This window comes from Massilia sp. Mn16-1_5 (genome assembly GCF_004798585.1).
Lineage (GTDB): Bacteria > Pseudomonadota > Gammaproteobacteria > Burkholderiales > Burkholderiaceae_D > Telluria.
In genome coordinates, this window is the sequence record NZ_PPXQ01000018.1 from 82,049 (window position 1) to 108,262 (window position 26,214).

15 protein-coding genes are annotated in these 26,214 nt (G+C 66.0%); 5 read left to right on the plus strand and 10 right to left on the minus strand.

All coding sequences use genetic code 11. From position 1 onward, the window contains the following. Position 1 precedes the first annotated feature (1 nt). From C2862_RS20250 to C2862_RS20265, 4 genes are all read right to left on the minus strand, one after another. Positions 2 to 1,660, minus strand: a complete 1,659-nt coding sequence (locus C2862_RS20250; protein ID WP_168710121.1) for a CehA/McbA family metallohydrolase — start codon at positions 1,658 to 1,660, stop codon at positions 2 to 4. Between the two features lie 106 nt (positions 1,661 to 1,766). After that, complete coding sequence (locus C2862_RS20255) at positions 1,767 to 2,624, minus strand: outer envelope protein (RefSeq protein ID WP_136221983.1); 858 nt, start codon at positions 2,622 to 2,624, stop codon at positions 1,767 to 1,769. After that, complete coding sequence (locus tag C2862_RS20260) at positions 2,621 to 11,242, minus strand: GH36-type glycosyl hydrolase domain-containing protein (RefSeq protein WP_229467524.1); 8,622 nt, start codon at positions 11,240 to 11,242, stop codon at positions 2,621 to 2,623. Before C2862_RS20260 ends, C2862_RS20255 begins: the two co-directional genes overlap by 4 nt. A gap of 130 nt (positions 11,243 to 11,372) precedes the next feature. Beyond that, complete coding sequence (locus tag C2862_RS20265) at positions 11,373 to 12,941, minus strand: aminotransferase class V-fold PLP-dependent enzyme (RefSeq protein WP_136221985.1); 1,569 nt, start codon at positions 12,939 to 12,941, stop codon at positions 11,373 to 11,375. 151 nt (positions 12,942 to 13,092) lie between these two features. Between C2862_RS20265 and C2862_RS20270 the strand changes: the two genes are divergently transcribed. The 4 genes from C2862_RS20270 (at position 13,093) to C2862_RS20285 (ending at position 17,761) form a co-directional block, all read left to right on the plus strand. Continuing rightward, positions 13,093 to 13,578 (plus strand): Lrp/AsnC family transcriptional regulator, encoded by a 486-nt coding sequence (locus tag C2862_RS20270; RefSeq protein WP_136221987.1) that lies wholly within the window; start codon positions 13,093 to 13,095, stop codon positions 13,576 to 13,578. A 61-nt stretch (positions 13,579 to 13,639) separates the two neighbouring features. After that, a complete protein-coding gene (locus C2862_RS20275) occupies positions 13,640 to 14,773 on the plus strand; it encodes a branched-chain amino acid ABC transporter substrate-binding protein (RefSeq protein WP_136221989.1) in 1,134 nt (377 codons plus the stop codon). 12 nt (positions 14,774 to 14,785) lie between these two features. Then, on the plus strand, positions 14,786 to 16,594 hold the full coding sequence (locus C2862_RS20280) for a DUF885 family protein (RefSeq protein WP_136221991.1): 1,809 nt from the start codon (positions 14,786 to 14,788) through the stop codon (positions 16,592 to 16,594). 48 nt (positions 16,595 to 16,642) lie between these two features. Then, the gene (locus C2862_RS20285; RefSeq protein WP_136221993.1) at positions 16,643 to 17,761 is read left to right on the plus strand and encodes a topoisomerase II; all 1,119 of its coding nucleotides are present in this window, start codon (positions 16,643 to 16,645) and stop codon (positions 17,759 to 17,761) included. A gap of 73 nt (positions 17,762 to 17,834) precedes the next feature. On the opposite strand, the gene C2862_RS20290 is transcribed toward C2862_RS20285, so the two are convergent. The 6 genes from C2862_RS20290 to C2862_RS20315 all read right to left on the minus strand — a co-directional run bounded on the left by C2862_RS20290 (position 17,835) and on the right by C2862_RS20315 (position 25,209). Then, complete coding sequence (locus C2862_RS20290) at positions 17,835 to 18,623, minus strand: prohibitin family protein (RefSeq protein WP_136221995.1); 789 nt, start codon at positions 18,621 to 18,623, stop codon at positions 17,835 to 17,837. Between the two features lie 165 nt (positions 18,624 to 18,788). Beyond that, positions 18,789 to 20,465 (minus strand): PQQ-dependent sugar dehydrogenase, encoded by a 1,677-nt coding sequence (locus tag C2862_RS20295; RefSeq protein ID WP_136221997.1) that lies wholly within the window; start codon positions 20,463 to 20,465, stop codon positions 18,789 to 18,791. Positions 20,466 to 20,474: 9 nt separating this feature from the next. After that, entirely contained in the window at positions 20,475 to 22,163 is a 1,689-nt protein-coding gene (locus tag C2862_RS20300) for a M14 family zinc carboxypeptidase (RefSeq protein WP_136221999.1), read from the minus strand. A 32-nt stretch (positions 22,164 to 22,195) separates the two neighbouring features. Further along, a complete protein-coding gene (locus C2862_RS20305) occupies positions 22,196 to 23,692 on the minus strand; it encodes an ATP-binding protein (RefSeq protein ID WP_136222000.1) in 1,497 nt (498 codons plus the stop codon). After that, complete coding sequence (locus tag C2862_RS20310; protein WP_210736085.1) at positions 23,689 to 24,558, minus strand: hypothetical protein; 870 nt, start codon at positions 24,556 to 24,558, stop codon at positions 23,689 to 23,691. The genes C2862_RS20305 and C2862_RS20310 overlap by 4 nt, the downstream gene beginning before the upstream one ends. Before the next feature lie 3 nt (positions 24,559 to 24,561). Beyond that, positions 24,562 to 25,209 carry a response regulator transcription factor gene (locus C2862_RS20315; RefSeq protein ID WP_229467525.1) on the minus strand — a complete coding sequence of 216 codons (648 nt, stop codon included), beginning with the start codon at positions 25,207 to 25,209 and terminating at the stop codon, positions 24,562 to 24,564. A 265-nt stretch (positions 25,210 to 25,474) separates the two neighbouring features. Between C2862_RS20315 and C2862_RS20320 the strand changes: the two genes are divergently transcribed. Beyond that, positions 25,475 to 26,140, plus strand: coding sequence for an energy transducer TonB (locus C2862_RS20320; protein WP_136222004.1), 666 nt, complete (start codon positions 25,475 to 25,477; stop codon positions 26,138 to 26,140). The last annotated feature ends 74 nt before the right edge of the window (positions 26,141 to 26,214 follow it).

Below are 26,214 nucleotides of genomic sequence, written 5' to 3' on the forward strand. Positions count from 1 at the left end.
TTCATTTTCCGCCGCCGTCCTGCTCCACCCACACCGGGGCCGACCACAGGATGTTGCCGTCGGCCTGAATCACCTTCGCATAATAGAAATGCGCCCCCGGCGTGGGCGTGAAGCTTGCCGTCGCTGTGCCGGCCAGCTGCGTCACGGTCCCGTTCCGTCCCGGCACCCCTTCCATGATCGCCACCGAGGCCACCTGCTTGCCCGCCGTGCTGGCAAAGTGCGCCACCAGGTTCAAGGGGCCGCTGTTTTTAAAACGCTCGCCCATCATGCGGCCGTTCGCGGTCAGGACCAGTTGCGAACCCTTGTCCATGGTCGCGAACACGCGCCGGGCCTTCAGCGCTTCGACAAAGCTGTCGCGGTTCAGGGGCATGCCGCCCGGGATCAGTACGCCGGTGCGGTTCGTATAGGCCGTGCCCCAGTTGGCGCAGTGGTTGTCCTGGTTGGTGCTGAAGGCAACGTGGTAACCCGCTTCCAACACCTTGTTGCAGGCCAGCTCGAAGTTGCTGCGCCGGGTTTCCCCTTCCTTGTCGTTGACGGAAAAGGCGGTGCTGTTGACCACTTCGCACAAGGCCATGGCCGCGTCGCCGTCGGGCGTATAGCCGAAGGCAGTGCCGTTCACCATGAACTGCCCGGTCTGCGACGGATGATTGAACTGGCCGACCCAGCCACGCTCGCGCATCAGCGTGTACAAGGCGGCGTAATCGCTGCGCGGCGTGACGACATCGGCCAGCAACTCGCCTTTCCCATTCTTTTCCCAACCCAGCAGCTGGTCGCTATTAAAAATGTTGACGTGGCCGCCCTTGTTGATGACGCCCCACTCCATGCCGTAGACGGCGAGGAAGTCCGGGTGCGCGGCGTTGAAGCTACTAGCCGTGTCCAGGCCCTTGCGGTACAGCGCTTTCGCGGCAGCCGGGTCGGCATTGAGTTCGGTGCCATCGGAACCGTCGTACATGTGGTTGTGTTCGGAGGCGACGAGAATGTCGAGGCCGTGATTCCTGGCGTAGGAAAAGGCGGCGTCGGGCCCATATTTGGCCGTCAGCGGATCCTGGGCACCCTTGCAATCGGTGAGCTCGGCGCCACCGTCGCTGTGGTTGGTCTGGCTGTGCAGGTTGCCCAGATAAACGGTATAGGGCAGCGCGCCGGTCGCGGGCGCGGCACCCGGCTGACGCAGGGCGCCAGTCGGCAGCGGTGCGAAGGGCGGCAGCACCGGCGATTGCGGCGGTCCGACCTCGATCTGCCAGTGTTGTTCGTGCACGTCGTTCGAGGGGGCGCCGGCCTGCGCATCGCGGCTGGCGGCGCGCAGGCGCACCTGGTAGAGGCCGGCGGCCAGCTTGCCGGTATCCTGGCCGGACCAGGCAACCGGTACCGACACCGGTCCGCTAGTCAGCGCCGTACTGCCCTGCCAGCGGCGCACGACGCGCTGCTTCGGATCGATCAGTTCCAGCTGCCAGTCGACGAGCTGCGCCTGGCGCGCATTCGGATAATCGAAGGAGAGCGTGAAGGTACGCGCCTCCCCTTTCGCAGGGTCCGGCGCGCGGTAAGGCGCATGCAGGGTGGCTTCGAATTCGCTGTGTTCGTCGATGGCCGCAAAGGCGCCGGGAGCGCAGCAGCACAGCAGAATCAAAGCGAGCTTGGAGGGGGTATGGAGAAAGGTTTTCATGATGCAATTGTTGCAACTGCATCATGAAGAGCCCTTGCGCCAGATGGCGCATTAGTTGCTAATAATTATATCTTTTTTGATAAAAAGACAGCCTGCTGCGTCCGGCTCAGAAATGGTATTCGGCGCGCACCATCGGCGTGCTGGCGCGCTGGCCGCGCCCGCCCGTGGTTGCGCGCGTGTTGCCGAACTTGTTGTTCCAGAACTGGTACTCGAGGCCGACGCGGAAGCGGTTCTTCGGCTGGCCGAAGTGCGAACCCAGGTCGTACATCAGCGCCATGTCGATGTTGGTCTCGGCGCCGGTGCCGTTGCCCACTTCGTCCTCGCCCTTGGCGGCGATGAACATGCCGTAACCCTCGAAGGAGAGGCGCTCGGCCACCGGAATGCCCCAGGTCACCGACAACGCGGGATGGGTGTTGTAGGTGTAGCGGCCGTTCACGTTCGAGATCGGAGGAAACGCGCCGCTCGGCGCATTCGATTCGCGCAGCACCAGCAGGCTCGTGTTCAGGAAGCCCGGTACGTCCCACATCAGGGTCGGGCCGGCCACCAGCATGCGCTTGCGCGAGTTGTAGCCGACGTCGTTCTTCGTGTTCCAGTCGAAGCCGAAGGTGAGGCCGACACCCTTCACCGGACCGTAGCGCATCTCGGTGCCGCGCAGGGCGCCGATGTCGAGCGTGTGGCGGTAGACGACATACGCTTCCTGCGCGCCTTCGCTTTGCGTCAGCGAGGCCGGGTCGGTCTCGTCCGACTGCAGCAGGTCGACGTTGAAGAAGTTGCTGCCGTATTTGTAGCCGCTGGCGTGGGTCAGCGCGAAGATGTGCTTCTTGATGTGCTCGGGATTAAAGGGCTCGGCGAAGCGGGTGCCGTAGCGCCAGCTGATCGAGGTATCGCTCCAGTCGGCGGCGCCGGCGGCGGCGCAGGAGAGCAGCAAGGTGGCGCAGGCGGCCAGTTGGATTTTCTTGGTCATGTAATCGTTTTCGACTGAGGTTGTTCGCGTATCGCCAGGGCGGGTTCGTGCCGGCGCACGACGTGCAGCTCGACGCGGTGGGCTTGGCCATCGTCCAGCAGCTGCAGCGTGTCGCCGCCGACCTCGACGCCATCGATCCGCAGCGCGGGGCTGTCGGCCACGCGCACATCGATGTCGTAGCGGGTGGCGCGGTAGCGGTACTGCAGGCGAAAGCCCGGCCAGCCGCGCGGCAGCTGCGGCGCCAGCACCAGCCGTTCGCCGATGCGTTCGATGCCGAGCAGCGATTCGACGACCAGCCGGTACATCCATCCGGCAGAGCCAGTGTACCAGCTCCAGCCTCCGCGCCCAATATGCGGCGCGGCCGCCATCACGTCGCCCGCGACCACATAGGGTTCGAGCCGGTAGCGTGCGCAGTCTTCCCGCGTGGCCGCCAGGCGCACCGGATTGAGCATGTCGAACAGCTCCCAGGCACGGTCCACATTGCCCATGCGCGCAAAGGCCATCGCGCACCACAGCGCCGCGTGGGTGGCCTGGCCACCGTTGTCGCGCAGCCCCGGCGCATAGGCGCGCAGGCTGCCCGGATGCAGGCTGCCGGCCTCGAAGGGCGGATCGAGCAGGCGCACCAGGCGCGACTCCGGCCACACCAGGTGGGTGTCGACGGCCGCCATGGCGCTCGCCGCGCGCTCCGGCCCGGCGGCGCCCGAGAGCACGCTCCAGCTCTGCGACACCAGGTCGATGCGGCATTCGCCACTCTCCTTCGAGCCGAGCGGGGTGCCGTCGTCGAACCAGGCGCGCCGGTACCACTCGCCGTCCCAGGCGTGATGCTCGAGCTGGGTGCCGAGGGCGGTGGCGGCGGCGCGGCAAGTGATGGCGAAGCCGTAGTCGGCGCGGCGCTCCGCCAGCTCGGCGAAGCGGCTCAACACCTCGATCATGAAGAAGCCGAGCCAGACGCTTTCACCCCGCCCTTTCGACCCGACGCGGTCCAGGCCATCGTTCCAGTCGCCGCCGCCGATCAGGGGCAGGCCGTGTTCGCCGAAGCGCAGGCTGTGGCGGATCGCGCGCACGCAATGCTCGTACAGGTCGCCGCGTTGTTCGGATGTGCGCGGTACGTCGAAATAGGACTCTTCTCCGAATTCCAGCGCCCGTCCCTCCAGGTAGGGCACGGACTCGCCCAGCACGGCAAGGTCTCCGGTGGCGCGGATGTAGCGGCAGGTGGCCAGCGGCAGCCACAACAAATCGTCCGAGCAGCGCGTTCGCACGCCGCCATTGGCCGGCGGATGCCACCAGTGCTGGACGTCGCCTTCGACGAACTGGTGCGCGGCGCACAGCAGCAGGTGCTCGCGCAGCAGTTGCGGCCGCGTGTGCACCAGCGCCATCGCATCCTGCAGCTGGTCGCGGAAACCATAGGCGCCGCCCGACTGATAATAGGCGCTGCGCGCCCACATGCGGCAGGCCAGGGTCTGGTACACGAGCCAGCCGTTGGCGAGAACGTCGAGCGCCGGGTCGGGCGTGTCGATGCGCACGGCGCCGAGGGTCTCGTCCCAGTACGCGTGCACCTCGCTGAGTGCCGCCTGCGCCTGCGCCCCGCCCGCGTGGCTTCGAGCGATGTCGCCGTCGCCGGCACCCAGCATGAACACCAGCTCCTTCTGCTCGCCCGGCGCCAGCTCGAACACGAGCTGCAGCGCCGCGCAGGGATCGATGGCCGCGCCCTTGCTGCCGGACAGACCAACACGCTGCAGGGCCTGCGGCCGGCCGAGGTGGCCGCCGCGCCCGATGAATTCCATGCGGTCGCAGGTAAAGGCGGTGTCCGGCGCATCGAGGTGGAAGAAGGCGCTGTGCTCTCCGCTCCAGGCATTGCGGGCGACCAGGGCGCCGCTGAGCGGATCGCGTTCGGTGACGACATGCATGCTCGAGGTAGCGCGCAACTCCCCCAGCACCCACTCGACGTAGCCGGTGGCCGACAGGCGCCGCGGCAGCGGACTGTCGTTGCGCACCCGCAGGACGCTGTACTTGATCGGCGCATCGATCGCGACGAACTGCGTCAGCTCGGAATGGATGCCGTGCGCCGCGTGCTCGAAGACGCTGTAGCCGAAGCCGTGGCGCGCCAGGTAGCCGCCGCCCGAGGGCGCCGGCAGCGCCGTCGGCGACCAGACCACGCCGCTGGCCTCGTCGCGCAGATAAAACACTTCGCCGCCGCGGTCGCTGACCGGATCGTTTTCCCAGGGCGTCAGGCGCAGCGCGTGGGCATTGCCGCTCCAGGTATAGGCCTGGCCGCTTTCGGAGACGACCGAGCCGAATGCGGGACTGGCCAGCACATTGGTCCAGGGCGCCGGCGTCGGGCGGCCAGGTGTAATGCGGATCAGGTATTCGCGGCCGTCCGGGCTGAAGCCGCCGAAGCCGTTGTCGAGCAGGAGGTCGACCGGCATGGCGATGGATGCGTTCCCGGTATGCGGCGCAGGTTCACGCACCTGCAGCTGCATGCCGGCCGGCGCGGGCGGCGCCGCGCGCTGCAGCTGCTCGGCCAGGCCGGCGCGTTCGTCCAGCAGCACCACGCGCGCCACCGCCTGCAGCAGGACCTGGTCTTCTTCCGGCACCTGCTCGAACACCTGCAGGTAGATGCCGCCGCTGCGGTCGAGCAGCTCGGCCGCGATCATCTCCCGCAGTTGCGCGTGCAGCGAACGCGCCGTTTTGACCGGGCTGTCGCTGCACCAGATCACCAGGTCGAATATCAAGCCTTTATGGCGGCACCAGGCGTGGGCCGCCAGCAGCTGGCGCGCCAGCGCAAGCCGCGACGCGTCCTGGACCTTGAGCAGCACGATCGGCAAGTCGCCCGAAATGGCATAGGGCCACAGGCCGGCCTGGCCGCGGGCATGACGCGCAATCAGCGCAGCGTCGGCGCGCAGGGCACGCTGCGGATACAGCACGGCGCCGGCCAGACGCGCATACAGCTGGGCGTCGGCCTCGCCCACGTGCAGGGACTGCAGCAGCGCCTGTCCCTGGGCCCAGGCCAGCTCGAACGCGTGGTCGACACAGCCGCGCTGCGCATACTTGGCGGCCAGGTGCAGGGCCTCCTCGCGGCTCGGGGCCACGCCCAGCACCATGTCCACCAGCGCCTCCTCCTCCGGGCCGAGCACGAGCACGCGGCGGATCACCAGCGCCGGGTCCAGCACCGAACCGGCGGCGCCATCCAGCGGCGGCGCGCCCGGCACCAGGGCGGCAGGGAGGGTATTGCGCCGGCCGCGGCCCAGAAAATCGGCGCGGCTGGTTTCAAACGAAGCGGTGCCGTCGGTGGCGCCATGCACCGTCATCGCGTTCACCAGCATGAGGGTGTCCGCGTTCTCCCCGCTCGCGCGGCGCGTGCAGAGGATGGCATTGCGCTCGGCGACGATCTCGCTTTGCACGAACAGCTTGCTGAAGGCGGGGTGGGTATCGTCCTGGCCAGGTACCGCCAGTACCGGTTCCGTGTAGCTGGTCAGCTCGATGCGGCGCGGCCGCCCGGACAGGTTCTTGATGCGCATGCGCCGCAGCTCGGCATCGTCCTCGCGCGCCACCACGATCTCGGTTTCCAGCACGATGCCGTGGTCGCGCCGCCGCAGCTGCACCTTCTCTTCGGCGAACACGGTCTCGTAGTGCTCGGGCTCGGCCAGCGTCGGCTGCCAGGCGCCGGACCACAGCTCCCCGCTATCGAGATCGCGCAGGTAGCAGAACAGGCCCCAGTCGTCGCAGGTAGGATCGCTGCGCCAGCGTGTGAGCGCCAGCTCGCCCAAGCGGCTGTAGCCGCCGCCGTCGCTGTTCACCATCACGTGGTAACGCCCATTCGACAGCAATTGCAGCTGCGGCGGCGTGCTGCCCGTGCGCGTGACCGAGCGCGCCGGCAACGGCGCTTCCGGCGCACTGCCCTGCACATCGAGCTCGAAGTCGGCGGTCTCGATCGCGCCGGTTCTCGGCACCGGCTCCTGCAACAGCAACAGCGCCGCGCGCAGCTGCGGGTTTGCTTCGAAACGCGCCTGCATCGGCCGTCCGTGCAGCAGCGCGGACAGCGCCAGCAAGCCGGCCGCCTGGTGGTCGGCAGCGTAAGCGCGCACGATCGCTTGGCGCTGGCCGCGCGGCAGGCGCGCGCCGGTGTAGTCGATCGCCTCGTACAGCCCGTAGCGGCCGATGCAACCCAGGGCGGCGATGCGCTCGAGATTGGCGCAGGCCGCCTGCGGCGTCACCATCAGCGCCAGCAGCGAGGCATACGGCGCCACCACCAGTTCCTCGTTCATGCCGCGCGCCGCACTGGCGCCCGGCATCCCGAAGGCGCGGCGCGCATAGCGCAGGGCGCTATCGAAACGGTTGCAGACGGAGTCGGACATGCCCCAGGGGATGCCGTGGCGCGCCGCGTAATCGATCTGGGCCCGCACCGCCGCGCGGCAGGTACGGTCGATCAGGGTGTCGCGGAAGGCCGGCATCACCAGCTGCGGCATCAGGTAGTCGCCCAGCGCCCCATGCGGCGAGAGCAGCAACTGTTCGCTGCCAATCATGCACAGCTGGCGGCCCAGCGCATGCCAATGCGACGGCGGCAGCCGGCCCTGGGCCACGCCGACGAAACTGGCGAGGCGCGCTTCCGAGGCCAGCAGCGTGCAGGCGCCTTCCTCCAGGCTGCCGGCGCCGGGGTCGAAGCCGGGCGCCAGCAGGCCTGACTCTGGCTGCAGCAGCAAGCCGAAGTCCATATCGGCGAACGCGCGCGCAACCTCGGCCAGGGTACCGATCTCGCGCAGGCGTGCCCGCGCCGTGGCGGCGCCTTCTTCCACCATCTGCGCGAGCGCGCGCTCGGCATCGTCCTCGCTGGCGACGCGCATGGCGAAATAAGCCAGTTCGCGCAGCGTCGGAATGCGCGTCAGGCTGGCGTCCAGCACGTATTCCTGCGCCGCGCGAATCCAGGGGGCCAGCGCCAGCAGGTCGTCGCGGGCGGCGCGGCAGTCGGCGTCCAGGCGTACCGCCCAGTCGCGCAACGCGTCGTCGGCCTCCTCCGGCAGCGTGGCCAGCAGCATCGAGGCCGCGCGCACGGCGGCGGCCAGGCAGTCGGCAAGGCCTGGCAGGGTGTCGCCATTACGGCAGCGTTCGGGGACCAATGCATCGCGGCAGGTCTCCAGTGCCTTTCTCACGACGATCGGCGCTCCCTGCGCGTGTTCTTCGAGTACGTGCAGGGTGGCGCGCATGCCCTCCAATGCGCGTACGCCGGCGATCGGCGCATCGAGCAGGCCCTCGAGACCGGTCGCCAGGGTCAGCAGGTGGCCGGCCAGGTTGCCGCTCTCGGTCGTCGATACGCGGGCCGGCTGCAGCGGCGCCAGGGTACGCGTGTCGTAGGCGCTGCAGAAATGGCCGTGGTGGCGCTCGAGCAGGGCCATGCTCTCGAAGGCGGCGCGTACCCGCGTCAGCACGGTCGATTGCGGCACGAAGCCGAAATCCCAGGCCGTCAGGTCGGCCAGCAGCGACAGGCCGATATGGGTCGGCGTGGTCGTGTGCGCGCTTGCCGGCTCCGGGCGCTCCTGGATGCCGCCTGGCGCCAGCCAGTGCGTATCCGCCGTCACGGCGTCTTCGAAGAAAGCCCAGCTGCGGCGCGCCAACTTCTCCAGGAACTGCGTCTGTTCCGGCGCCAGGCCGGCCGGCGGGCGCTCATACGGCAGGCTGACCCACCAGGCCACCAGCGGCGACAGGAACCACAGCAAGAACAGCGGCGCCGCCGCGAACAGGGCGAAGGGGTGGAGGAAGGTCAGCACCACGGCCACGACCACCGCGAACAGGGGCGCGAACCACATGCTGCGCCAAGCCGATTCGACATCGGTGCTGGAGCGCACCAGGCTCGATGCCTTCCATTGCAGCAGGTGCCGGCGCGAGACCAGCATGCGCCAGCCGGTGCGCGCGATCGCGTGGACGCTGAACCAGGCTTCATGCGGCAGGAAAGCGGTGCTCGTCACGGCGTGACCGAGGCTGCATGCCGCGCCACGCGCCCAGGCCGGCAGGTGCTGGCGCCACAACAGGTCCTGCGGCTTGTCGGCCAGCGCCAGGACGATCTCGAAAAAGGCGGGCAGGAAGAACACGGACAGTGCGGCGGCGCTCCAGAAGGCCGGTCCCGGCAGCAGCGACCAGCACAGCACCAGCAAAGCGGCGAGGCTGGGGGCCACCAGGCTACGGCGCAGGTTGTCGAACAGCTTCCAGCGCGAGAGCGGATTCAGGGGATTGGCTTCGCGCTGTCCGCCCGGACCCGGCACGCGCGCGCGCAGCCAGCCCGTCAACTGCCAGTCGCCGCGGATCCAGCGGTGGCGGCGCGCGATGTCGTCGCTGTAGCGCGCCGGCCAGGCCTCGACCAACTGGGTGTCGTTCAGCACCGCGCTGCGCAGGTAGCAGCCTTCCAGCAGGTCATGCGAGAGCACGGCATTGTCGGGCAGGCGTGCGCCGAGCACGCGCAGCCAGGTGTCGACCTCGTAGATGCCCTTGCCGATGAAGGAGCCTTCACCGAACAGGTCCTGGTAGACATTCGAGGCGCTGCGGGTATAAGGGTCGAAGCCCGGCGTGCTGCTGAACAGGCGCTCGTAGCGCGAGGCATGTTCGCGCGGTGTCGAAGCCGTCACCCGCGGCTGCAGCAGGGCGTGGCCGGCGATCACGCGGCGCCCGCCGGCGTCGAGCAGCGGCCGGTTCAGCGGATGCATCATGGCCGCCACCATGCGGCATGCGCTGTCCGGCGGCAGGAAGGTGTCGGCGTCGAGCGTGATGACGTAGCGGATGGCGTGCAGGTCGTCGGTGCGGCCTTCGACCAGCGTAAAACGCTCGCGCGCGCCGCCGCGCAGGAAGGCGTTCAGGTCGGCCAGTTTTCCCCGCTTGCGTTCGCAACCGATCCAGGCGTGCTCACTCGTGCTCCACCTGCGCGGACGATGCAGCAGCAGGAATGGGCCGCCCTGCAGGGCACCGCCCTCGCCTTCGGCCCCGTAGCGCGCGTTCAGGGCTGCGATGCCGGCGCGCGCCTCTTCCAGCAGCTCTTCATCGCCGAACACGGTTTCGTCGGGCGCGTCGGTGAAATCGCTCAGCAGGCAAAAGCGCAGTTGCGGGTCGCGGTTGGTCAGATATCGCCGTTCCAGGCCTGAGCACAGCGCGCGCACGTTGTCGCTCGTGTGCAGGAGCGCCGGCACCGCCACCAGCGTGCGTGCCTCGAACGGAATCCCACCACTGAAATCCATGCGCGGCAGCGGGCGCGGACGCACCAGGCGCGCGGCCATCAGGTTCGTCAGCGTCAGCGCCAGCTGGCTGGCGCCGATGGCAGCCAGCACGCCGAGCGTGACCAGCAGCGCCATGCCGGCCCCGCCCTGCCAGGCGTGCACCAGCAGCGCCGCCGTAAACAGCAGCGTAAAAGCGCCAGCCGCGCCGAGATAGCTCGACAAGGGACGCCCACGCGCCATGCGCCGCAGCGCAGCCAGGGCGCCGGCCGCCGGCCTCAGTTGCGCACGCAGCAGCGGCAGGCCGGCGCCGAGCAGGTAGTAGCCGACATGGCGCTTCCGCGCATCCGTGCTTGGCGCCGCCGCAGCGCCGGCCAGCGCCAGGGCCGCGGCGGCGACCTCCGTCTCGCCCTGGCCGGACTCGCGCGCCAGGCGCTCGATGACCTGGCGGCAGGCGTCGCGCGTGGCGAAATCCGTGCGCGCATGCAGGCCGGCCGGATCGCGCCGCAGTAGCTGTTCGACCGCGCTGGCGCGCTCGACGAATGCATGCCAGTCGATGCGGTCGATGCGCTCCAGGCTGGCCAGGCTGTTGTCGAGCGACTGCGCATCCAGCGCGCTGTCTTCCCGGTCGCGCGCCGCCAGGGCCGCGATCGCGGTGCCGTCGTCGGCCAGGCGCGCATCGACCCATTGCAGCACCTGGGCCAGCACGCCTCCCTGTCCTTCCAGACGGTGCGCCAGTTCGGCCACAAAAGCCGGGCTCAATGGCTGGACGGCGCGTGCCATGTCGGCCACCTGCAGCAGCAGGTCGCCGGGCCGGCGTTCGGCGGTCTCGAACAGGCGAGCGCTCCATTCCCCGGCCAGGCTGCGCTGGCGGACGGCGGCATCCAGGCGCACGGCGAGGCGCCGCAGGTTCTCGATCAGCGCCAGGCGCAGCACGATCGGCAGCGCCCACAATTCCCCCAGGCTCAGCTGCGCGCCGTGCTGGTAGCTCGCGATGAAGCGCGCCAGGGTGTCTTCGTCGAGCTTGGCATCGTCGTGCGTGACCAGTTCCAATGCCAGCGCATACACGCGCGGCTGGCCGGCGGCCTCGCCCGGCGGAGCAAGGCGCGGCAGCGCGCGGCTGTAGGCCGGCGGCAGGTGGCGCCGTACGCGCAGGATCTGCTGGCCGAGGGCGCGCCAGGCGTCGAGCAGGCGTTCGGCTGCGGGCGGCACGCGGCCGGCGCGCGCGGCCTGGGTCAGTACGGCGCAGGTGGAGGTAATCGCGTCGGCATTCTGCGCCAGGCGCGCCAGCAGGCGTTCCTCACCGTCGCCAGGCGCGAGCGCATGGCGCGCGGCGAGCGCGCGTGCGTACTCCGCCATCCGCGCGGCATCGAAGCGCCGTGCGCGCAGCGGCGCGCCGGCCTGGGTGTGCAGTTCTTCGTTCAACAGGAGCCTCGATGATGAGCGTGCATGGCGGCCGTTGCAGGCCATGCCATGCTAAAACCTCATCGGACGAGGGACTGTGCGCTGACGAACGCTGAGACTGCACCAGTCGTGCGCTCAGCCGGTCATTTGATCAATTGAGGAGGGCCAGGCCACCCGCCAGGTGGCGCACATTGCCGTGGCCGAGTTCCTGCGCCAGCTGCGCCGCCTGCGCGCTGCGGTTGCCGCTGCGGCAGAAGAACACCAGCGGACGCGTTTCACGGCCCAGCCAGGCGGCATGTTCGGGCAGGCGCGACAGTGGCAGGCTATAGGCGGCGCGCCCGTGCAGCAAGGGGGTACCGAGCGCGTGTTCGCAGGCTTCGCGCACGTCGACCAGCAGCGCGTCCGGATGGCGCTCGAGGAAGCGCGCCAGTCCCTTGCCGTCGATCCCGCAGGGCATCGGGATGCTCGACCCGGCCGACGCTGCCGGCACGGACGTGATGGCCGGAGCACCCGATCCGGTCACCGGACAGGGTGCCGGCGGCGGCGCCTGCAGCGCCTGGCCGCAGCGCAGGATGCGCGCGCAAGCCGCGTCGATGAAGGCGTCGTCGGCCAGCGGGCCGAAGGACATGCGCACCGCGTTTGCGCAACGCTCTTCCGGCACGCCCATCGCCAGCAACACGTAGCTGGGCGCCGCCTTCGCCGCCGAGCAGGCCGATCCCGCGCTGACGCGCACGCCGGCCGCGTCGAACAGGTCGAGCAGGGTCTTGCCCGAGTAGCCGGGCACGGTGAAATTCAGGGTGGTCGGCAGCGCGTGTTCGAAGGGCGCATTGAAGACGATGCCGGGAAAGGCCGCGCGCAAGGCGGCGGCCAGGCGATCGCGCGCCGCGTCCATCTGCGCATGCGTGCGGAAAGTGGTGCCCTCCTCCAGCGCGCGCAGCACGGCGCCGAGGGCGGCGATGCCGGCCATGTTCTCGGTGCCCGAGCGCTGCCCGGCTTCCTGGCCGCCGCCGCACATCAGGGGCGTGTAGGGCGCGCCGGCGCGCACGTAGAGCATGCCGATGCCCTTGGGCGCATACAGTTTATGGCCGGAGAACGGCGCGTAGTCGATGCGGGACCGGCTAAGGCTGAGGGGCAGCTTGCCGAGCGCCTGCACGCAATCGACCATCCACAAGGCGGTACTTCCCGTTTCCTCGAGCACGGCCGCGATGCCGGCGAGGTCGGACACGACGCCGGTCTCGTTGTTCGCCGCCATGGTGCACACAACAGCGGCGCGCGGCGCCAGCGCACGCAGTTCGTCGAGGCGATGGCGGCCGTCGGCGTCGACCGGCAGCGCCTGCAGGGTCAGCCCGGTGCCGAGCAGCGCGTTCCAGTGCGCCAGGCTTTCCGGCACCGCCTTGTGTTCGGTGGCGCCATACAGCAGCAGGTCGCCGCAGGGCTCGCCGGCTTCTCGCCGCGCACGCACCGCGCACAGGGCCGAAAGAACGGCGGTCTGGATGCCCTCGGTGGCGCCGCTGGTGAACAGCAGGCGGCCCTCCGGTGCCCCCAGCACGTGCCGCGCCCGGTCGCGCGCATCGTCGAGCAGCGCACGGGCGCGCAGGCCGGCCGCGTGGCTGCTGCTGGGATTGCCGAAACAGGCGAGCAGCGCGGCTTGCGCGGCTCCGATGGCCGCCGGCAGCACCGGCGAGGTCGCGTTCGCGTCGAGGTAGATTTCAGTGTTCATAAAGGCCATATCGCAAAAACTGTAAACACGTTCCAAGATCGTGTTATTGTTAAGCAATATGTTACAAACGTGTGACGGAAAGCACGTTCCAATTGCGCTACTGAAAACAGATTTTTTAGCATATTTGTTCTATTAGTGATAGAAAACTAAAATGAATTCACTAGACAAGTTTGATTGTGCAATTCTTGCTGCGCTCCAGGCCGACGCGACCCTGTCGATCTCGGGCCTGAGCGACAAGGTCGGCCTGTCCAGCACTCCCTGCTGGAAGCGCGTCAAGCGCCTCGAGGAAGAGGGCTATATCGAAAGCCGCGTCACCGTCGTCAATCGCCAGAAGGTCGGCTTGCCGGTCACCGTGTTCGTCAGCCTGCGCACCACGGAGCATGACGAAAAGTGGCTGGAGCGCTTCGCGGCCGCCGTCGTCGCCCTGCCCGAAGTGCTCGAATTTCACCGCATGAGCGGCGACGTCGACTACCTGTTGAAAGTCGTCACGACCGACATCGCCGGCTACGACCGCTTCTACAAGAAGCTGATCAAGACGGCGCAGCTGAGCGGGGTCTCCTCCGCCTTCTCGATGGAGCAGATCAAGTGCACCTCGGCCCTGCCGCTGGAACTGATCGCGCACGGACTGCCTGCCTGAGCTTCCGGGCGGACTGTCGTTGTATGATGACGGCCGTTCGCAGATAAACGGAGACAGGCTGATGCCATCGAAAATGAACATGGCGCCGCTGGCGCTGGCCGCGCTGTTGTGCGCGTCGAGTGTCGCGTACGCACAGGAACAAAGCGTCAAGATTGGCGTGACCGGCCCGCTCTCGGGCGCCAACGCCTTTGCCGGCAAGGACAACGAAAACGGCGTGCGCCTCGCCATCGAGGAACTCAACGCCCAGAGAATCAAGGTCGCGAATAAAACGCTGCGCTTCGAGCTGCAGTCGGAAGACGATGCCGGCGACCCCAAGCAGGGCGTGACGGTGGCGCAGAAGCTGGTCGACGGCGGCGTCAAGTTCGTCCTCGGCCCCTACAACTCGGGCGTCGCGATTCCCGCCTCGCGCGTCTACAACGACGCCGGCGCGCTGATGTCGACAGTCGGCACCAACCCGAAGATCACGCAGGGCGGCTACAAGGGCGTGTTCCGCATCGTCGCCAGCGATTCGCAGGTCGGCGGCGCCATGGCGAACTATGCCGCGCGTGAACTGAAACTGAAGAACGTCGGCGTCATCGACGACCGCACCGCCTTCGGCACCGGCATCGCCACCGAATTCAAGAAGCAGGCGCAAAGCGCCGGCATGAAGGTCGCGGGCCACGAATTCACCAACGACAAGGCCAGCGACTTCGCGGCGATTCTCACCGCGCTGCGCGCGAAAAAGGTCGACGCCATCTTCTTCGGCGGCTATGCGCCGCAGGCCGCGCCGATGGTGCGCCAGATGAAGGCGCTCGGCCTGAACGTGCCGCTGCTCGGTGGCGACACCCTGTGCAGCCCCGAGATGGCGAAACTGGGCGGCGCGGCCGTCGGCGAGAACGTGCGCTGCGCCCAGGCCGGCGCGATCATCGCCAAGCAGCCGGCCGGTCCCGCTTTCCTGAGCAAATACAAGGAGCGCTTCAAGCGCGAACCGGACGTCTACGCGCCCTCCTTCTACGACCAGACCATGTTCATCGCCGCCGCCATGAAAGCGGCGAACAGCCTCGATCCGGCGAAGGTCGCGCAGCAGCTGCGCACGCTGAATCACCAGGGCGTGGTCGGCACCTACGGCTACGACGACAAGGGCAACCTCAAGAAGACCGCCGTCACCGTCTACACGTTTAAAAATGGCGCGCTGGCGCCGCTCGCAAGCTATTAAGGTATTCGCACCATGACCCTTCCATTCAAGCTCGGCGCACTCGCTGCCGCCGCCCTGATCGCCTGCGCACCGGCGCTCGGCGCCGGCCAGGCTGCAGCGCCCGTCAAACAGGCCGCCGCCAGCCCGCAAGCCGGCAAGCAGCTCAATGCCCTCGCCGACGAGTACTACGATGCGCTGGCGCGTTTCGATCCCGTCTCCGCCAGCGAGAGCGGAGACAACCGCTTCATCGACCAGATCGGCATGACGATCTCGCCGACCGAACGCAGCAAGCAGTTTGCGCGCTATAAGGCGTTCCAGAAGCGCCTGCATGCGATCAAGCGCGCGCAGCTGAACAGCCGCGACCAGACCAGCTACGACATCCTCGACTACGAGCTGGGCATGGCGCTGCGCTTCGAGCCCTTCCCCGAGCACCTGCTGCCGCTGAACCAGATGGACAGCATGCCTGTCACGCTCGCGAACTACAGCAGCGGCCAGGGCGCCCAGCCGCTCGCCACCGTGCAGGATTATCGGGCCTACGCCAGCCGCCTGGCGCAGCTGGGACCGTGGGTCGACCAGGCGATCGCCAACATGCGAGAGGGGATCAAGCGCGGCATCGTGCACCCTCGTTCGGTCATGATCTCGGCGCTGCCGCAATTCAAACAGCTGGTTGCCGGTGCGCCCGAGGAAAGCATTTATTACACGCCTGTAAAAAACTTCCCTGCCGGTTTTTCCGATGCCGACAAGCGCGCGCTCACCAAACTGTATGGCGAGACGATCGGCATGAAGCTGAACCCTGCCCTATCGCGCCTGGCCGGCTTCATCGAGAAGGATTACATTCCTGCTGCGCGCACGACGAGCGGCTGGAACGCGCTGCCGAACGGCGCCGCCTGGTACAAGGTGCGCGTGGCGAGCCAGACCACGACCGATTTGACGCCGGAAGCGATCCACGAGATCGGCCTGAAGGAAGTCGCGCGCATCCAGGGAGAGTATGGCCGCATCGGCCCGAAGATGGGGTATACGGGCCCGGCCGCCGGCCTGCCGGCCTGGGTCTCGCAGCAGGCCAAGTTCAAGCCCTTTAAGACCGAGCAGGAAGTCATCGAGGTCTACCGCAAGCTGGACGCCCAGCTGCGCACCAAGCTGCCTTCGATGTTCAACCTGCGCCCGAAGTCGCCGCTGGACCTGCGCCTCGAGCCTGAACTGAGCCGCGCCACCGCCTCCGACCACTACACGCCGCCGGCGGTGGATGGCACCCGTCCGGGCGTGTTCTGGTCGGTCGTGAACGATCCGACCCAATACGGCAGCACCGGCATGGTCACGCTGTTCCTGCACGAGGGCCAGCCGGGCCACCACTTCCACATCGCGCTGGTCCAGGAACTCGGTTTGCCGAACTTCCGCAAGTTCGGCGGCAACAACGCGTTTACGGAAGGCTGGGCACTGTACGCCGAGACCCTGGGCAAGGACATGGGCCTGTTCGACAAACCGGAAGATTATTTCGGCCACCTGAACGACGAGATGCTGCGCGCCGCGCGCCTGGTGGTCGACACCGGCCTGCACACCAAAGGCTGGACGCGTGAGCAGGCCATCAAGTATTTCAGCGATACGCTGGGCTACAGCGAAGCGGACTCGCGCGCGCAGATCGAGCGCTACATGGTGTGGCCAGGCCAGGCGCTGGGCTACAAGATCGGTTCGCTGAAGATCCTGGAACTGCGCCAGCGTGCACAAACCGCGCTCGGATCGAAGTTCGATCTGCGTGCCTTCCACGACATCGTGCTGGGCGAAGGAACGCTGCCGCTGGCGCTGCTGGAGAAGAAGGTGGATCGGTGGATTGCGGCGAGCAAGTGAGCTTGAGCATAAATTTTCCCAGATAAAGATATAGTTATTTTACCAATAATGACTCTTTCAGAAAAAATTCAAGCCAAGGAAGCAGAATTAACCGCACGTTTAGAAGCACTACGTGTTACCGCTCTCAAACGCTTTAGCGCCATTAACGGTCCCTCGTCGGTGCATCAAATGCACGCGCATATCGGAAGAAACAACAATATTTTTGTTGATAGCGTGCGAATGCAGTTCCAATCACCGAGTGACTTCATCGCCCTTTGGATCGCTGGCCTCACCCGCACTCTTGAGGAAAAGCGGGCGTCAATTCTTCGCAGACGAGAATACGGAGATTATAAAAAGCGAACCGAACAAATTATTCCGGAGATGTTACAAGATCCGATTTTGCAGGAATATATTTACATATTCTTAGAGAGAAATTTTTATCGCAATTTTGAAGCACGAGTACGTGCTAAACCTGGCGACGAACTATGGCAAGTTTGGTTTGGGGAAGGCAACTTGGTTTGGGGCCTTCTCATAGCCCCTGCGCGCCGCTTTGGTGAATGGACCAATGACAAGAGCCAGATGCGTCGAGAGTTATATACGTACTGGACCATCGGTCATGTCTTAGCGACAGGCTTAATTGCCCCAGATTGCGAAGACCCGGTTCAGTTTGAGGATGTAAACGCATTTCTTACGTTTTACAAGACCGTTCTTGCTCGCGTATCACGATCCCCGTATGAACGGGAAATATCTGCACTTTATATCAACTATGTCCGGACTAGCTCTGACCCGTATCGTATCCCACTTCTAATTCCTGAATTAAGATTTGCGGGGAAAGAAACAAAGCACATACACAGACTCGATTTTTCAGTCCTTAACGCTCATACCATGGAGATGACAGGGTTTGAATTCAGCCCAGCTTCTACTCATATGGCAATCGATGGCATTAAAAGCAAAACGCAAAAAACGCTAAATGAAGAACTCTCAAAAAAATGGGCAAAGGAGACCGCCAAGCGTAATGATTATTTCAACGAATACGGGATCACAACGATAACATTTGCTGATCCTGAACTTACACACATCAACAAATGCTGGGAGCGAATGAGGAAAATACTGGAGGCGAAAACTGAGGTATCACTCACTCTTGAGGATGCAGAGAATGCACTGAAGGCCGTGTTTGCAACTATTTGAGACTCACAATTTTTTCCGCCTATCCTTTCCGACAGCTTGGGCGTGACCGATCATCCGGCCGCACCCGACATGCTCACTTCACATTGATAAACGGGATCGCCCCACCCGCCACGTTCGGCAGCTTGCCATCCCACTTCTCGATCGCCAGGCGCTGATTCTCCATCTCGCGCAGGCGGATCAGTTCCGGTGTCACCTGCTGGCGCTGGATCGCCAGCGATTCGGCTTCGGCCTTGGCCTGGGCGACGCGCTGGCGGGCTTCGACCTCGATGCGCAGCAGGTCGCGCTCGGCCTTCAGCTTCAATTGTTCGGCCGTGGTCTTGGCTTCGATCGCTTCGTTGAAGGATTTTGAAAAGTTAAAATTCACGATAGAGAACTCGTCGACCACAATCGCGTGGCGCGCCAGGCGTTCGCGCAGCTGGGTGACGATCTGGTCGCGCACGTCGGTGCGCTTGGCGATCAGTTCCTCGGCCGTGAAGCGCGCGGTCACGGCCTTCACCGCTTCCTGCACCGAGGGGATGATCATGCGTTCGCCCGGCTGGTTGCCGAGGTCGCGGAAGATGGAGACGGCGCCTTCCGGCTTGACATGGTAGTTCAGCGCCACGCGCGTGTGCACGATCTGCAGGTCGCGCGAGGCGGCATCGCCCTCGCCCTCTCCTTTCTGGATCGAGACGTTGACCAGGTTGATCTTCTGCGCCAGCGGGATGCGGAAGTGGATGCCCTCGCTCAGCACCTCGTCGCTCGGGCTGCCGAAGGTGGTCTTCACGCCGCGGTGGCCTGCGGGGACGGTGCCGAAGGGTGCCAGTGCGAACAGCAGCACCAGCACGATGAGGGCGGTGATGATTTTGATGGGCAGTCTCCTCATGTTCTCCCTTTCCAATAAGTGTTATTGAACGATCAAAGTATATCGTTGCTGAACAGTTAGAAAGGGAGAATTAAAAGGAAGACTTGATCTAGAAATCGAAGCGTCGGTGCTGGTGACTACTACGCGTGGGCAGCAAAGCTGCCCACCTTACGGGACAACGTGCCGTTATTTTTCTGGCGTGATCCGCCACACGACGCCACCGCCGTCGTCGACCACCAGCAGCGCGCCGTCCGCAGCCACTTCTACGGCGGCCGGACGACCCCACACATCGCGGTCGCTCAGCACGGTGCCGGTCATGAAGTCCTGGTACTGCCCGGTCGGCACGCCGTTCTTCATCGGGACGCGTACCACCTTGTACCCGGTACGCATGCCGCGGTTCCAGGAGCCGTGCAGCGCGAGGAAGATGTCGCCCTCGTACTCTTTCGGGAAGGCGAACTTCGCGCCCTTCGGCGCCTGGTACACGACCATGCCCAGCGGCGCCGAGTGCGACTGGATCAGGGTGTCGGGCACGATCACCTTGTTTTTCAGGTCGGGCCGGATGCCCTGCAAACGCGGGTCTTCGTTGGCGCCGATGTAGTACCACGGCCAGCCATAGAAACCCTCCTTCTTCACGCGCGTGACGTAGTCGGGCGGCAGGTTGTCGCCCAGCTCGTCGCGCTCGTTCACGCTGCAGAACAGTTCATTCGTCTTCGGATGCACCAGCATGCCGACGCAGTTGCGCAGGCCGTTCGCATACGGGCGCCGATTCTTGCCGTCCGCATCGAAGGCCAGCACGGCGGCGCGTTCAAGCTCTTCGCCCCAGGCGGCGCCGACGCCATACTTCGCTTCCCACTGCGCGAGCGGCTGCGGCGGCTTGTCGCCGATCTTGGAGGCGTAGTTGGTGGCCGAGCCGACCGACAGGAACAGGGTCTTGCCGTCGTTCGAGAACGCGATCGTGCGCGTGACGTGGCCGCCGCTGGTGTCGCTGATCTTCTCGACGACGACTTCCGGCTCGCCCTTGGCCTTCAGGTCGCCGACGCTGTACGCGAAGCGCACCACCGAGTTCACGTTGGCGACGTACAGGTATTTTGGATTGGGACCGGCCGGCCACAAGGCCATGCCATAGGGACGAGACAGGCCGGTGGCGAACACGCTGCTGGTGTCGGCCTTGGCGCCGTCCTTCGAACGCAGGACCGTGATCTGCCCCTTGGCCGCCTCGGACAGGAAGATGTCGCCGTTCGGAGCCCGCAGCGGCAGGCGCGGCTTGCCGAGCTTGTCGGCATAGATGCCGACTTTAAAACCTTTCGGGACGGCCGGCATGGCGCCGTCGGGGCGCGGCGCCAGCTTCGGGCCGTTGCCGGCGCTGTCGCTGGCGTAGGGCGCGACCAGGTCGGTGGCCTTGATGTGGTGGACGTCGCCAGGCTTGTCGGCATTCCAGGCGGCGCTATCGTTCACCGCTGCCTTCGCGGTCGCGGCCGGCGTGGCCGCCTTGCCGCTTTGCGTGGCCAGGTAGTCGATCACGGCGGCGCGCTGCTTCGCATCGGCGACGCCGATCGGCATCGCGGTGCCGGGGACGTCCTTGTTCGGGTCGCGCAGGAAGACGTCGAGTTCCTCTTTCGTCCAGGTCTTGCCAGCGGCGCCCGCCTTCGTCAGGGCGTCTGTGTAGTTGAAGTTGGGGACGGCGGCGGCTTTGCGGCCCAGGACATTGAACAGGCCGGGGCCGGCGCGCGAGCTCATCGCCGCATCGACCGTATGGCAGCTGGCGCAGTTTTGTTCGAAGTAGGTTTGGCCGGCCGTCGGGGCGGCATGCGCCGTCGCAGTCAAGGTGACGGCGGCGGCAAGCGCGGTGAGATGATTTTTCATGGCGTGACCTTACTCGACCATGAACACCGGATAGCGGCGCCATTCCGGTTCGCGGTAGGTGTCGCAGTGAGCGAAGATGAAGTCGAGGACCGCTTCCTGGTTCGCCAGCAGCGCCGGATTGGCGGCTTTCCACTCCGCGAACTTGGCAGCCAGCGCCGGTTCATCACGCAGCAGGCGTTCGGCTTCGTCCTCGAACACGTAGTCCGAATACGCTTCCTTCTTTTCCAGCACGCTGTTGAAGAAGCCCCAGCGGAAGAAGCTGTCGTGGGCCTGCGGTTCCAGGGTTTCGACGACGTAGCGCGCCTTGTCCTGGTCGAGCGAGACGATCACGTCGCCGGCGCGCACCAGCACCTGGCCGCGGCGCTTTTCCAGCTGCACGTCGTCGTGGAACATGTGGCCCTCGTAGGCGTTCGGACGCGAGGAGACCGAAGCGACGTGGTAGTACGCCACGTCCTGCATGCGGTCCTCGAGCACGCGCTCCAGCTGCACGCCATTCAGTTCGAGCCGCTCGATGGCTTCGCGCCAGGCCTGCGGCACGATGTAGGCCTTCGGCGCCTGCACCGTGACGTCGGCTTTAAAGCGATTGTAGTAGGTGATGTCGCGTTCCCACGGCTTGCTGCGGTCGTAGTAGAGGCGCGAGTAATCGCCCAGCACGCTCGGCTTGTAGCAGGCTTCGTAGCCCTTGAAGCGGAAAGTACTCGTGTTCTGTTCGTCCATCACCCAGTGCACCGGCCACTCGGCACGGGTGCGGCCAGCGGCCTTGGCGGCGCGGCGCAGGGACTGGATCTGGTCCGCGTGCTGCACCGTGAAATCGAGCGCCGTCTCGACCAGGGCGCGCATCGATTCGTAGCGGTTTTTAAACGGCTTCAGCATGTGCGTCTCGGGCATGAAGCCGATCGTGTGGTGCAGGGCCGCGTAGCCGGTCGAGAAGCGCGCCGTTTCCAGGAACTCGGCGATGCCGTGGTCCGGGCTGTCCTTGACCGGATTCACGTAGGGGCAGGTCGGCCAGCCGCGCGCTTCCATCTCGGCGTACATCGCCGGCAGCATGGTGCCAGTGAGGAAGCCGCCCAGCTCAGTCCCCAGCTTGTCGGCCTGGGTGTGGATCAGGGTCATCGTATAGGTGTAGTCGGCGCCGTTGGAGGTATGGGTATCGACCATCACGTCCGGATCCCAGGTCGCGAACAGTTTATTGAAAGTCTGCGCCGTCAGGGTGTCGCACTTGACGAAGTCGCGGTTCAGGTCGAGGTGGCGGCTGTTGCCGCGGAAACCGAACTGCTCGGGGCCGTCCTGGTTTACGCGCGAGGTGTTGGCGCGGTTGATGCTGCCGTCGACGTTGTAGAGCGGGACGAACAGGAACACGGTCCTGCCCAGCTTTGCCACACGCTCGGGCTGGAGGCAGAAGTCGCGCACCAGCGCCATGCAGGCGTCGACGCCCTCCGGTTCGCCCGGGTGGATGCCGTTGTTGTTGAAGAAGACCGGACGCCCGGCCGCCTTGATCGCCTGAACATCGAAGACGCCGTCGCCGCTCACCACGCCCGCGTGGATCGGCAGGCCGGCATCCGAAGTGCCGACGACGCCGAATTGCAGCACGTTCGGGTATTGACGGGCGAGGTCTTCGTACCAGGCGATGCACTCGGTGTGGGTGGTGGTCTGGTTCTGGTTGCCCAGTTCGTAGGGCGTCTTCAATGCGTTCGACATGGTGTATTAACGGGGGGAGTTGAGGCCAGGCGCTACGATACCGCAGATGCGTCCGAGAGTGGCAATGCAATCGCCAGCGTGGTGCCGCGTTCGGGTGCGGAGCGCACTTCCATCGTGCCGTGCAGCGCGTACACGCGTTCGCGCATGCCGATGATGCCGATGCCCTCGGAACTGCTGGCCGGATCGAAGCCCTGGCCGTTGTCCTCGACCTCGATGCGCAAGGTGTCGTTCGCCGCGTCCAGCACCAGCGTCACGTCGGCCGCCGTGGCGCTAGCGTGCTTCATGATGTTCGACAGCGCTTCCTGCACGATGCGATAAGCGGAAATGGCCAGCTCGTTGCCGAGCTTCGAGAAATCGCCTTCCGAGTGGAAGGAGAAGCGGCAGCCGGCGCTGTCGTAGTGGCGCAGCATCTCCTCGACCGCGCCGTGCAGGCCGAGCATGTCGAGCACTTCCGGGCGCAGGCGCCGTACCAGGCGGCGGCCGTTGGCGTACAGGTCGAGCGCGAGCTTCGTGATCGCGCCCGCCTTGGCGCGGATCTCTTCGGTCTCGGGCGCGGGCGGCGCCTTGGAGGCCAGGGTGCCGATGCTCTGCGCTTCCAGGCGCACCGCGATCAGTGAGGCGTTCAATTCGTCGTGGATCTCGACTGCGATACTCTTGCGTTCGTCCTCGATGATGCTGTTCACCTTCTGGATCAGTTTTCTCTTGTCGGCATCGGCGCGCAGCGCCTCGTTGCGCGATTCGACCAGGTCGCGCGTGCGCTCGGCGACCTTGTTCTCCAGGTCCTGGGTCGAGCGGTCGAGCGCCACCGACATCTCGCCGATCGAGGCTTGCAGCTCCCCTACTTCGCCGCCCGTCGTCACCGGCAGGTCGACCCGGTATTGGCCGCCACGGATCGCGCGCAGCGCCTGGATCGCTTCCTTCAGCGGCAGCGTTAGCGAGCGTGCCAGCACCCAGGCCAGCACGCCGCTAGCGGCCAGGGCCAGCGCCGCCATCGCCAGCTCGATCCTGAAACGCCTGGCCTGCTTGGCCAGCATGTTCGAGGGCGACATACGCACCTGCACCGCGCCGACGATCTCGGTGGTCAGCGTCGGCGGCCGTGCATCGCTCGACGCCGAGACGTGCGGGGTGCCGTTGTCCGTGAACAGGTTGATCCAGACCACCTGCTTGCGGATCGGCGCTTCGTAGTAGTGCGGCTCGGCGTCCTGGGCGGTCTCCGAGGTGACGCGCAGCGCGCGCTTGCCGCTGGCGTCGACCACGTCGATGCGGAAGATGTTCTTGTCGGACTGCACCAGGCCGTTGATCGTCAGGCGCAGGTCGGTGAGATTGCCCGAGATGACGTTGTATTCGCTGGTCTCGGCCAAGGCACGGGCGAGGATGCGTCCGCGCTCGCTCAGCTCTTCGGCTACCTGGGCGCGGTGCGCGTACCAGGAGTACCAGACGAAGGCCGTGAACAGGAACACCACCGGCAGCATGGTAATGAAGGCCATGCGCAGGCCGATGCTCCAGCTGCGCCAGAAGCGCAGTCTCATGGCCGCGCGCGCGCAAAACGGCGCGCTTCAGGGCTGACGGCGATGTCGAGCGAACGCGCCACGCCTTCGTTGATCGTGGTGCGGAAGTAGCGCGGGAACTGCGGCGGCTGCAATTCTCCGCTGGCGACGAAGCCGGCCGCCATTTCCGCCACCTGGGCGTTGATGTCCTCGATCTCGGAATAGATCGTGGCGAGCGCACCGACTTTCACCATGTCGGCGGAGAAGCCGATCACCGCCTGCTTGCGGCGATAGGTCGAAAGCAGGATGTTGCGGATGTTTTCCGGGTTGTAGATGGCGCTGTCGGGCAGTGCCAGCAGCACCTCGTGGCGGCCGATGCGGGACAAGACATCGCCCAGGTTGTCGTCATGCCCGGCCTGCAGCACGTCGGCCTGCCCGGCGAGCAGCGGCTGCAGGTAGCCGGTGTCGGGACCGAGGATGGCCGCGGCGCGTACCGGCCGCCGGTACAGCAGCGCGGCCAGGCGCAGCTGGTCGCCGGGCGCCGGTTCGGCGTACACCGCCGTCATCATGCGCGCTCGCGCCGGCGGCAGGCGGTCGACGATGGCATGCCAGACCTGGCTCGAGGTGAAGGCGGAGATCACCACGCAATCGCAGCGGCGTGCGACCGCTTCGCGCAGGGCGTCGGGGCCGATCGCGATATACACCATGCGCCGGCGCTGGGCCAGCTCGGTGCGAAAGCCGGCAAAGGTCGGCACCAGGCGCTTATACAGGTCTTCGGCGATGCGTACCGTCAGGCTGCTGTCGCCGCCGGGGAAGATCTGGAAGCGGTAGCCGGGCGCTTGCACCGGCGCCGCGGTCACAGCACCGGCAGCCAGCATCAGCCCCGCGACAAGAGAGCGCAGGCGCATGCGTCAGGGCTGGATCAGGCCATATTTGACGGCCAGCTTCGTGATGTGGGCCTGGCGCTCGACGCCCAGCTTTTCCTTGATCGACTGGCTGGTATTGCTGATGGTCTTGGTGGACAGGTTCAGCTTCTCGGCGATCTCGCCATTGGTCAGTCCTTCGGCCATCAATTTGAAAATCTCGAGGCCGCGTTCGTCGAGCTGCGATTGCGGCGAGACGTCGCCGCGCACGGCGATGCTGGCCAATCGCTCGGCGATCTGGGGCGGGAAGTACAACTTGCCCGCATGCGCCTGGCGCACGGCCGCGGCCAGGTCGGCCGGGTCGCAATCCTTGGTGACGAAGGCGTGCGCGCCGATGCGGTAGGTCTCCTTGATCAGGCTATCCTGGTCGAACTGGCTGAGGAAGACGACCTTGGCATGCGGGTCGGCGCGCAGGATGTTCTGCGCCGCGTCCAGGCCGGTCAGCTCGGTGCCGAAGCGGATGTCGAGCACGACCACGTCCGGCTGGTGCTCGGCATATAGCGCCACCGCCTCGCTCGGGGTGCGCGCCTGCGCGACGACATCCATGCCCTCGGCCGCGAGCGACATCGCAAACCCCGTCATCACGATCGGGTGGTCATCGGCCAGCATCACGCGAATTGCTTTCGAATTGCTCACGCTTCTCTCCATACGTTACATCCGCTTACCAATCTCCGGCAGTTAAGTGTGCCATGTGACGGAAGACTAGTCGGTATGAGTTGATTATTTCATACAAGCTTTGCTGAGGCGAGCAAACTGATCAGGCATACACGATTGCCAACAAAACTCTTTACTCGTTGCTAGCTAATGGCATATATTACTTCCGCAGATTAGAAGGATGCAGCACTTCCCGTAAGCAAAGCCCTGCCAGCCGTACGCCAGGGCGTATAACAAGGAGATCGCCATGCATTTCTCGCACATGCACCCTGACACCGGCAGCAAGGCCGGCAAGTTCGCCCTCGTCGCCGGCCTGCACGCCCTGATTGCCGTCGGCGTCGTCAACATGATGAACAATAAAGTCATCTCGCTGCCCTCGCTGCCTGAGGATCTGACCGTGTTCATGACGCCGGAACCGGTAAAGCCGCCGCCGGCGCCACCCGAGCCGCCGAAGCCGATGCCGCAGGTCGCGCCGCCGGAAGTCGTGGTGCCGAAAGTCGAGGTCGATATCCCGCTGCCGCCGGTCGAGAACCCGGTGCAGACGACCACCGAGGTCGCGCCTCCGCAAGCTGCGCAGCCGGCGCAGGCCGAGGCGCCGCCCCAGCCGGCCACGCCATCGACCAACGCGGGAACGATGCGCACGGCCGTGCTGGCCGATGCCGGCAGCTGCGCCACGCCGACCTATCCGGCAGCGGCGGCCCGCAACGGCGACAGCGGCACCACGACGCTGGCCCTGCTGGTCGGTACCGACGGACGCGTGAGCAGTGCGAAGGTGCAGGGCTCGAGCGGCTCGCGCGATCTCGACCGCGCCGCCGTCAGCGCCCTCAGTCTGTGCCGCTTCAAGCCGGCGATGAACAACGGCGTACCCGAAGCCGGCTGGGCGCAGATCGCCTACGTCTGGACGCTCGAATAGCCTCCTGATCATCCTCTTTGCCCGCCATTCCTCAGCCTGGCGGGTTTTTTTGTGCCTGGGTGTTGGCGGGCTCG

What these genes read in the sequence shown, in the direction of transcription:
- C2862_RS20310 (WP_210736085.1), bottom strand. Translation starts at nt 24,558, where the DNA reads ATGCGCCTGCGCTCTCTTGTCGCGGGGCTGATGCTGGCTGCCGGTGCT.
- C2862_RS20305 (WP_136222000.1), bottom strand. Translation starts at nt 23,692, where the DNA reads ATGAGACTGCGCTTCTGGCGCAGCTGGAGCATCGGCCTGCGCATGGCC.
- C2862_RS20275 (WP_136221989.1), top strand. Translation starts at nt 13,640, where the DNA reads ATGCCATCGAAAATGAACATGGCGCCGCTGGCGCTGGCCGCGCTGTTG.
- C2862_RS20285 (WP_136221993.1), top strand. Translation starts at nt 16,643, where the DNA reads ATGACTCTTTCAGAAAAAATTCAAGCCAAGGAAGCAGAATTAACCGCA.
- C2862_RS20290 (WP_136221995.1), bottom strand. Translation starts at nt 18,623, where the DNA reads ATGAGGAGACTGCCCATCAAAATCATCACCGCCCTCATCGTGCTGGTG.
- C2862_RS20255 (WP_136221983.1), bottom strand. Translation starts at nt 2,624, where the DNA reads ATGACCAAGAAAATCCAACTGGCCGCCTGCGCCACCTTGCTGCTCTCC.
- C2862_RS20280 (WP_136221991.1), top strand. Translation starts at nt 14,786, where the DNA reads ATGACCCTTCCATTCAAGCTCGGCGCACTCGCTGCCGCCGCCCTGATC.
- C2862_RS20250 (WP_168710121.1), bottom strand. Translation starts at nt 1,660, where the DNA reads ATGAAAACCTTTCTCCATACCCCCTCCAAGCTCGCTTTGATTCTGCTG.
- C2862_RS20270 (WP_136221987.1), top strand. Translation starts at nt 13,093, where the DNA reads ATGAATTCACTAGACAAGTTTGATTGTGCAATTCTTGCTGCGCTCCAG.
- C2862_RS20300 (WP_136221999.1), bottom strand. Translation starts at nt 22,163, where the DNA reads ATGTCGAACGCATTGAAGACGCCCTACGAACTGGGCAACCAGAACCAG.
- C2862_RS20295 (WP_136221997.1), bottom strand. Translation starts at nt 20,465, where the DNA reads ATGAAAAATCATCTCACCGCGCTTGCCGCCGCCGTCACCTTGACTGCG.
- C2862_RS20265 (WP_136221985.1), bottom strand. Translation starts at nt 12,941, where the DNA reads ATGAACACTGAAATCTACCTCGACGCGAACGCGACCTCGCCGGTGCTG.
- C2862_RS20320 (WP_136222004.1), top strand. Translation starts at nt 25,475, where the DNA reads ATGCATTTCTCGCACATGCACCCTGACACCGGCAGCAAGGCCGGCAAG.